This window comes from Micromonospora citrea, assembly GCF_049629545.1.
GTDB classification, from domain to species: domain Bacteria; phylum Actinomycetota; class Actinomycetes; order Mycobacteriales; family Micromonosporaceae; genus Micromonospora; species Micromonospora citrea_A.
This window is the reverse complement of sequence record NZ_JBNADX010000031.1, coordinates 60,068-68,905: the sequence shown is the minus strand read 5'-3', so window position 1 is coordinate 68,905 and position 8,838 is coordinate 60,068. Positions and strand designations below refer to the sequence as shown.

General features: G+C 71.5%; 8 protein-coding genes. 7 read left to right on the top strand and 1 reads right to left on the bottom strand.

Features of this window, described 5'->3' with window-relative positions:
- Both ACPFP2_RS26125 and ACPFP2_RS26120 read left to right on the top strand, forming a co-directional pair.
- Positions 1–2,616: right-handed parallel beta-helix repeat-containing protein (locus ACPFP2_RS26125; protein ID WP_424092334.1), on the top strand; the 2,616-nt coding region annotated here is incomplete at its 5' end.
- Positions 2,617–3,175: 559 nt separating this feature from the next.
- Positions 3,176–4,105 carry a diacylglycerol/lipid kinase family protein gene (locus ACPFP2_RS26120; protein WP_424092333.1) on the top strand — a complete coding sequence of 310 codons (930 nt, stop codon included), beginning with the start codon at positions 3,176–3,178 and terminating at the stop codon, positions 4,103–4,105.
- A gap of 100 nt (positions 4,106–4,205) precedes the next feature.
- On the opposite strand, the gene ACPFP2_RS26115 is transcribed toward ACPFP2_RS26120, so the two are convergent.
- A complete protein-coding gene (locus ACPFP2_RS26115; RefSeq protein WP_424092331.1) occupies positions 4,206–4,520 on the bottom strand; it encodes a rhodanese-like domain-containing protein in 315 nt (104 codons plus the stop codon).
- A 172-nt stretch (positions 4,521–4,692) separates the two neighbouring features.
- On the opposite strand from ACPFP2_RS26115, the gene trxA reads away from it, so the two are divergent.
- From trxA to ACPFP2_RS26090, 5 genes are all read left to right on the top strand, one after another.
- Complete coding sequence (gene trxA, locus ACPFP2_RS26110) at positions 4,693–5,061, top strand: thioredoxin (protein WP_424092330.1); 369 nt, start codon at positions 4,693–4,695, stop codon at positions 5,059–5,061.
- Between the two features lie 178 nt (positions 5,062–5,239).
- The gene (locus tag ACPFP2_RS26105) at positions 5,240–5,986 is read left to right on the top strand and encodes a DsbA family protein (RefSeq protein WP_424092328.1); all 747 of its coding nucleotides are present in this window, start codon (positions 5,240–5,242) and stop codon (positions 5,984–5,986) included.
- The gene (locus ACPFP2_RS26100) at positions 5,983–7,347 is read left to right on the top strand and encodes a cytochrome c biogenesis CcdA family protein (RefSeq protein WP_424092327.1); all 1,365 of its coding nucleotides are present in this window, start codon (positions 5,983–5,985) and stop codon (positions 7,345–7,347) included. Before ACPFP2_RS26105 ends, ACPFP2_RS26100 begins: the two co-directional genes overlap by 4 nt.
- On the top strand, positions 7,344–7,739 hold the full coding sequence (locus ACPFP2_RS26095; protein ID WP_424092326.1) for a BlaI/MecI/CopY family transcriptional regulator: 396 nt from the start codon (positions 7,344–7,346) through the stop codon (positions 7,737–7,739). The genes ACPFP2_RS26100 and ACPFP2_RS26095 overlap by 4 nt, the downstream gene beginning before the upstream one ends.
- The gene (locus tag ACPFP2_RS26090) at positions 7,736–8,728 is read left to right on the top strand and encodes a M56 family metallopeptidase (protein ID WP_424092324.1); all 993 of its coding nucleotides are present in this window, start codon (positions 7,736–7,738) and stop codon (positions 8,726–8,728) included. The genes ACPFP2_RS26095 and ACPFP2_RS26090 overlap by 4 nt, the downstream gene beginning before the upstream one ends.
- Positions 8,729–8,838 lie beyond the last annotated feature (110 nt).

The following is an 8,838-nucleotide window of genomic DNA, read 5'->3' as shown; positions in this document are numbered from 1 at the left end:
TCGGCAGCGGTCGGCGGCGTCACCGGCTTCGCGACCCAGAACGGTGGGACCACCGGCGGCGCGGGTGGGCAGACGGTGCGGGCCACGACGGGGACCGCGATCCACGCGGCCCTGTGCAGTCGGGCCAGTAGCAGCACCCCGATCATCATCCAGGTCGAGGGGACCATCAACCACGGCAACACCAGCAAGGTGTCGGGTGCGAGCTGCAACACCGCCGACGGGCTGATCGAACTCAAGGACATCAGCAACGTCACGATCCTCGGTGTCGGCGGCGGTGCGGTCTTCGACCAGCTCGGCATCCACATCCGCAACTCCCGCAACATCATCATCCAGAACGTGACCGTCCGGAACGTCAAGAAGTCGGGCTCCCCCACGTCCAACGGCGGTGACGCCATCGGCATGGAGGACAACGTCCGCAACGTCTGGGTCGACCACGTCACCCTGGAGGCCTCGGGCGGCGAGTCGGAGGGCTTCGACGGCCTCTTCGACATGAAGAACAACACCCAGTACGTGACGCTGTCCTACAGCATCCTGCGCAACTCCGGCCGCGGCGGCCTCATCGGCTCCAGCGAGAGCGACCGCTCCAACGGCTTCGTCACCTTCCACCACAACAAGTACGAGAACATCGACTCCCGCACGCCCCTGCTGCGCGGCGGCATCGCCCACATCTACAACAACCACTACGTCAACCTCCACGAGTCCGGCATCAACTCCCGCGCCGGCGCCAAGGCCAAGGTCGACAACAACTACTTCAAGGACTCCAAGGACGTCCTGGGCACCTTCTACACCAGCGAAGCCGGCTACTGGCAGGTCAGCGGCAACACCTTCGACAACGTGACCTGGTCGGCGCGCAGCAGCGACCACAACCCCGCCGGCCCCAACCCGCAGTCCAACACCACCGTCAGCATCCCCTACTCCTACCGCCTCGACGGGGCCAACTGCGTGCCCGGCGTCATCAGCCAGACCGCCGGCGCCAACAAGGGCCTGCAGGTGTCGGACGGCAACTGCACCCCGCAGACCCCGCCGCCCACCACCCCTCCGCCCACGACGCCGCCCACCACCCCTCCGCCCACCACCCCGCCGCCCGGCACGCCTGGTGGCACCAACCTCAGCCTCGGCGCGGGCTCCGACGGCTCCAGCAAGGCCGACGGGACGAGCTACGGCAACGTGCGCGACGGCGACATGAGCACCTACTGGTCGCCCTCCGGTTCGACCGGCCGTATCTCGATCAAGTGGGGTTCGTCCACCCGGGTGGGCGCGATCAACATCCGGGAGGCGGCCGGCGCCGTCGGGGCGATCGGGTCCTGGAGGGTCGTCAACAACGACAACGGCGCCGTCCTGGCCACCGGCAACGGGGCCGGCGTCATCACCTTCACGCCGACCTCACTGAAGAAGATCAACTTCGAGATCACCAGCGCCAACGGCACCCCGCGGGTCGCGGAGTTCGAAACCTACAGCTCGACGACCACCCCACCGACCACTCCGCCGCCGACGACCCCGCCGCCCACCACGCCCCCGACGACCCCGCCGCCGTCGAGCAACGCGCTGTACGTGGCACCGAACGGCACCGACAGCGCCGCCGGCACGGAGTCCAGCCCGACGACGCTCACTTCCGCGATCACCCGGATCGCCGCCGGTGGGACGATCTACCTGCGCGGCGGCACCTACCGCTACTCCCAGACCATCACCATCGGCCAGGGCAACAACGGCACCTCGGGCGCACGCAAGAACATCTTCGCCTACCCGGGCGAGACCCCGGTCCTGAACTTCTCCGCACAGAGTGAGGATCCGGCGAACCGCGGGCTCGCCATCGGCGGATCGTTCTGGCACATCCGCGGCATCGTCGTCGAGCGCGCCGGGGACAACGGAATCCTCCTCGCCGGCAACAACAACATCATCGAGCGTACGGTGACCCGGCACAACCGTGACTCGGGGCTCCAGCTGTCGCGACTGGTCGCCGGCGCGCCCCGTGACCAGTGGCCCTCGAACAACCTCGTGGTCAGCTCGGTCTCGCACGACAACGTCGACTCCGACGGCGAGGACGCGGACGGCTTCGCCCCGAAGCTCACGGTCGGCCCCGGCAACGTCTTCCGGTACACCGTGGCCCACAACAACATCGACGACGGATACGACCTCTACACCAAGAGCGACACCGGCGCCATCGGCGCGGTCACCATCGAGTCCTCTCTGGCCTACGGCAACGGCACCCTCAGCAACGGTGGCCAGGCCGGTGCCGGTGACCGCAACGGCTTCAAGCTCGGCGGCGAGGACATCGGGGTGAACCACATCGTCCGGGGCAACATCGCCTACGACAACGGCAAGCACGGATTCACCTACAACCGCAACACCGGCACGATGACGGTGTCGAACAACGCCGGGGTCGGCAACGCCGAACGGAACTTCAACTTCGACGGCGGCTCCTCGGTGTTCCGGAACAACACCTCCTGCGACAGCGGGGCGAACGACCGGATCATCGGCAACTCCGACAGCTCGAACCAGTTCTGGTCCGGCTCCGACGGATCCCGGTGCTCGGCGTACTCCGGTGCCCTGGGCTGGTCCTTCGCCTCGGACGGCCGCCTCGTCGTGACCTTCGGGGGCAGGCCGGTGACGCCGTAACCCTTTCGCCCACCGCCCGTGAACCCCGGCGGGCAGGACAGCCGACGGCGCTGTCCTGCCCGCCGGAGCGTGTCAGCTCATCTTCACCCCCGGGTGGGGTTCAGGGTCCGAGTCCCTGTCGGCCCTCGCGTCGAGGCGTCACAGCCCAACACCGTTGTCCGGCGGACCCGCAACTCGCGGGCGTCATGGCCGACGCCCCATCCGCCGCCGGCGGCTCCAACCCGAACACCGCTCGGGTCACCTCCGCCCGGTCGCACCCCGCGCGTACAGCGCCCGGGCCTGAGCCGCCACCACCCCGAGGTCGACCGGCTGCGGCATGCGCTCCTCCTCGACGACGGATTCCCGGGGTCCGGCCACGAGCCACCACCATGATCTGTGAGACGGAACCTGGCCGGGGCGGACGATGTGGACGGGGCAGGACCGGCACCCGGCTCGCCGTCGGTGCTGCGTTGACCTGGTCATCACCGGGAAGCCGCACTGCGGCTCGGCGACTCGTGGCTGTCGCTGGGCTGTCCGAGGCGTCGGTGCGGAGGGCTGCGGCGGGATAGTGTCTGGCGCTGTGCGGACCAAGCAGGAACTGGGTGCGGTGATCCGGCGGGAGCGGCGGGCCGTGCTCGTCGTCAACGCCCACTCGCGTCAAGGTCGCCGCCGCTACGACGCCGTACGGTCACGGCTGGTCGCGGCCGGGTTCACCCTGCTCGGCGCGTACCCGGTCGACCGCGCCGGTGAGCTGGAGCGCAGCCTCGCGGCCGCGGTGGACCTCGGGCCGGACCTCCTGGTCGTCGGCGGTGGCGACGGCACGATCGGCACCGCCGCGCGGCTGCTCGCCCACCGTGACATCGCGTTGGGTCTGCTGCCGCTGGGCACCACCAACAACTTCGCCCGTACGGTGGGCGTCCCGCTCGACCTCGACGCGGCGGTCGCGGTCCTCACCGACGGCACGGTGGTCGATGTCGACCTCGGCCTCGTCGGCGACATGCGCTTCACCAACCACGTCGGCATCGGCCTGTCCGCCGACATCATGCTCCGCACGCCGCCGCGGCTGAAGAAGGTCGTCGGCCGGCTCGCCTATCCGCTCACCGCCCTGGCGCTGCTCGCCCGGCACCGGCCGCTGCGCGCCACCGTGCGCGCCGAGGGGCGTGAGCACGCGTTCGTCACCCACCAGCTGTACGTGGCCAACGGTGGGTTCCACGCCGGGCGGCCGATCACCGCCGACGCCGACGCCGACGATCGGCTGCTGGTCGCGTACCCGGTGGGCGGGCCGACCCGAAGTGGACTGCTGCGGGACACGGCGCGCAACGCGGCGACCGGGCACCGTCGCACGCTGGGTGACGCACCGTTCCTCGCCGTCGGTCAGCTCTGGCTCGACACCGACCGGCCGGCACAGGTAGAGGTCGACGGCGAGCCGTACGGCCAGACGCCGATCCGGATCGGACTGGACCCCAACGCCCTGCGCGTCATGGCGCCCGCCGGCACCCTCGACCGTTAGCGGTCGCGCGGCGACCCTGACCGGGTTGCTCGCGTCCGAGTTCGAGCGCTGGGGATGGGGTCGCGTCCGTTCAGGCTCCCCTGATCACAGGGTCAGAGGTTCACGTGTCCGCTCCCGTCACGACGGCGCGTCCGCTGCGGACCCACCCGCCGGTGCCGCCGGCGACCGACCGGGCGTCGATGCCGGCACGGGCCAGGAACTGCGCTGCGGACAGGCTGCGGTTGCCGCTGGCGCAGATGACGTAGACCGGGCGGTTGCGGGGGAGAGTCCCGACCATCGCCGGCAGTTGCCCCAGCGGCACCGGGCGGGCGCCCGGCACGTGACCCTCGACGTACTCGAACGGCTCCCGCACGTCCACCACGACAGCGCCGTCGGCGTGCGCGGCGGCGAACTCCGCCAGGTTGACCTCTCGCATCTCTTCCTCCGCTCTCTATACCCGGGGGGGTATACGTCGACCATAGCGCGGTAGGTGGGTCCGCCATTCCGGCCACCGGGTACGGCGGTGACGACGCGACCTCGAGGAATAAATACCCCGGGGGGTATGTTGGTCTGAGTCGGAAGTCGTTGCCGAAAAGTGGAGGTTGGACATGGGTAGCGTGGCGCTGAACAGCGGAAACTTCGAGCAGGCCGTGACCGGCGACGGGATCGTGCTGGTCGACTTCTGGGCGAGCTGGTGCGGCCCTTGTCGCAGCTTCGCGCCCGTGTTCGAGCAGGCCAGCGAGAGGCACCCCGACATCGTCTTCGGCAAGGTGGACACCGAGGTGGAGCAGAGTCTCGCCGCGGCGGCCCAGATCCGGTCCATCCCGACGCTGATGGCCTTCCGTGACGGCGTGCTGGTCTTCTCCCAGCCGGGCGCGCTGCCGGCGCACGCTCTGGAGCAGGTGATCCAGGCGGTCCGTGACCTGGACATGGATGAGGTGCGGGCCAAGGTGTCCGGGGCGTCGTCCAGTCGGTGACGCCCGGACCGACGGCAGGGGTGTGGCCGTCGCCCGCCCTCTGCCGGAGGTCGTCGCGACCTTGCGGCATGTCGTCAGCGTCATCCCGGCGGATCCGAGTGCCCCCCTGCCCCTCCACTAACCTACCTAGTACTATCCGCCATAGTACTAGGTCTCCTAGTACTGGACTGGAGGAGACATGCAGCGCCCCGGAACGCCGTCGCGCACCGCCCGACAGACGCCCCCGATCCGCCGGACGGTCGGCTGGCTGGGACCGGTCGTGGTGATCGCCATCGTCGCCGTGCTGGCGGTCCTCGGCCGGCCCGCCGACAAGCCGGCGGACCCGGTCGGCGGCACCGCCGCCGCAGGATCCGGCGGTGGGCAGGAGGCGAACCCCTTCGCCGGCCTGGCCCGGCGCACCCCGAACGATCCCGTCTCGCTCGGGAAACCGGACGCGCCCGTCGTAATCATCGAGTACGCCGACTTCCAGTGCCCGTTCTGCGGCCGCTACGCCCGCGAGACCGAACCCAGGCTGATCCGCGAGTACGTCGACCAGGGGCTGGTCCGCATCGAGTGGCGCGACCTGCCCTACCTGGGCGCGCAGTCCCGCGACACCGCCGCCGCCGCGCGGGCCGCCGCCGAACAGGGAAAGTTCTGGCAGTTCCACGACGCCGTGTACGCCAAGGAACGCCGGGTCAACGGCGGTTCCCTCGACGACGCCGCGCTGCGCGGCATCGCCGAGCGCCACGACCTGGACCTGGCCCGCTTCGACGCCGCCCGGACCTCCGCCGTCACCCGCGACGCGATCGACCGGGACATCCAGGAAGCCACCTCGATGGGCATCACCGGCACCCCGGCGTTCATCGTCGGCGACACGCCCGTCATCGGCGCCCAGCCGTACGAGGCGTTCAAGCAGGCCATCGACAAGCAGCTGGCTGCCGAGTGACCGACATCGGCTACCTCGCCGCCCTGCTCGGGGGAGTGCTCGCCCTGCTCAGCCCGTGCAGCGCGATGCTGCTGCCCGCCTTCTTCGCCTACGCCTTCCAGCACCCGGGACAGCTGCTCGCCCGTACCGGCGTGTTCTACCTCGGCCTGGCGGCGGTCCTCGTGCCGCTGGGGGCCGGGTCCACCGCCGTGGCCGGTGTGTTCTTCCAGCACCGCGACACCCTGATCCTGGTCGCCGGGTGGTCGATCATCGCCCTCGGCATCGTGCAGCTTGCCGGCAAGGGGTTCGCCTTCGCGCCGGCGCAGCGGCTGATGGGACGGATCACCGGCGACTCCGCGCTGTCGGTGTTCGCCCTCGGCGCGGTGTACGGACTGGCCGGCTTCTGCTCCGGCCCGATCCTCGGTGGCATCCTGACCGTCGCCGCCACCTCCGCGCAGCCGGCGGCCGGCGGCGCCCTGCTGGCCGTCTACGCCCTCGGCATGACCGTGCCCCTGCTGCTGCTCGCCCTGGTCTGGGACCGGTGGCGGATCGGCGAGCGCCGGTGGCTGCGCGGGCGGCAGTTCACCGTGGGCCGGTTGCGCCTGCACACCACCTCGACCATCTCCGGCCTGCTCTTCGTCGCCCTGGGAGTGCTCTTCCTGGTCTTCGACGGCACGGCGGGGCTGGCCGGCGGGTTCGGCCTGACCGACATCGAGGGCGCCGCCCAGGAGTGGGTGACGACCACGGTCGGCGGTGTGCCGGACGTGGCGCTCCTGCTCGCCGTCGCACTCGGCGCGCTCGTCGTGCTGGTGTACCGGTGGCGTCGTGCCCGGCCCTCCGCCACCGGCTCCGCCGCCAGCGTTGCCGCCCCCGCCGTGGGCGTCACGTCGGGTCTTGCCGCATGGACCGCGCGCAGGTGGGTGGCGGCGGTGCTCGCAGCGGTGGCCACCACGGTCGTGATCGCCGTGCCGACCGATCTGATCGACACCCCGCTCTTCAGCCGCGACATGGCCGTCACCTGGTGGGCATGGCCGGTGCTGCTGGTCACCGCCGTGCTCTCCGGACTGCTCCTGGCCACCTACGTCGCACCGATCGCCGGCACCGGCGACAAGCCGAGCGGCGGCAAGGAGTCCCGCACCGGCGTGACCGGGGCGACCCTGTCACTGTTCGCCGTCGGCTGCCCGGTCTGCAACAAGATCGTCCTGCTCGCGCTCGGCTACAGCGGCGCGATGAGCTGGTTCGCTCCCGCGCAGCCGGCCATCGCCGCGGCCTCGATCGTCCTGCTCGGCTGGGCGTTGCGGCGCCGGCTGCGCGGCGAACGCGCCTGCCCGGTCCCCGCCCGACCGGAGTCGGTCACGGCCGGCGGTAGGGTCGCCCCGTGAACAGGCCAGGACGACAGGACGCCGGCGGCGAGCGGCCGCTGGGCCCGCTGGAGACCGCCGTGATGAACGTCCTGTGGGCGGCGCCCGGCCCGCTCACCGTGCGGCAGATGGTCGACGCGCTGGCGGAGCGCGACCTCGCCTACACCACGGTGATGACCGTGCTGGACAACCTGCACCGCAAGGGCTGGGCGGACCGCGACCTCGCCGGCCGCGCCTACCGCTACCGACCCCGGGCCAGCCGGGAGGAGCACGTCGGACACCTCATGGCCGAGGCGCTCTCCACGGCCGCCGACCAGCAGGCCGCGCTGGCCCGGTTCGTCGACGCGATGACTCCGGCCGAGGCGGCCGCCCTGCGCGAACTACTGGACCGGCGCCGGGAGCCGTCCCCGTGACCAGTCTGGTGTTGCTCGGCTGGGCGGCTGCGGTGGCTGCCCTCGCCCGCCCCGCCCTCACCTCAGGGCGGCTGGCCACCGTCCCCCGGCTCACCATCGGACTCTGGCTCGGTGCGGAACTTTCCGTCACCGTCGCCGTCCTCACCGCCGGGCTGCTCGTCGCCGTACCGCCGGCCGCGCTCACCGCCGGTCTGGCCGGCATCATCGCGGCCTGCACGCAGGCACTGGCGAGCCTCGACGCCCCGAACAGCACGCTCGCGGTGATCGCGCTGCTCGCCACCGCGGTCCTCGCCGCCCGCTTCGCGATCAGCCTGACCCTGACGTTCGCCGGGGCGCGCCGTTGGCGTCGCCGCCATCTCGCCGCGCTGCTGCCCGTGGCCCGCACCTACGACGGTGACGGGTGGACATTGGTCGAGCACGCCACACCCGTGGTCTACTGCCTGCCCGGACGCCCGGGTCAGGTCGTCGTCACCAGCGCCGCCCGCGACGCCCTCACCGCCGACGAGTTCGCGGCCGTACTCCGCCACGAACAGGCTCACCTTCGTGGCCGGCACCACGTCCTCGTCGCCCTCGCCGTCGCGTTCCACCGCGCGCTGCCCGGACTGGGGATGGCCGGTGCCGCCGAGGCGGAGATCCGACGGCTGGTGGAGCACCTGGCCGACGACCGTGCCAGCGAGCGCCACGGCCGGCACGCCGTCGCCACCGCCATCGTCCAGCTCGCCGACCGCACGCCACGGCACGCCCTCGGGGCGGGCGCGGGTGCCGTCGACCGGGTACGCCGGATGCTCGCCCCGCCGGCCCGTCCCCGGATCCTGCACCGGATCGTCGCCGTCGGCGCCATCGGGCTGCTGCTGGCCGGACCACCGGCGGTGGCGGTGGCGTCCGCCGGCCTGACCGTGCACGGCGCGACCTGTTCGAGCACAACGTCCCCGGCAGGCGGCGCCAGCGGTGTGGCCGCGGGCGTCGAACGCGGTGCCGAGCAGCCCTGACTCGCCGGGCTGAGCCGGCCGCACAGTCCGCAGTCGGCGGATCTGTCGGATTGATGAGTCTATACCCGCCGATCTGACGCAGAACAGCCATCCGCCGATTACTGGCCGTA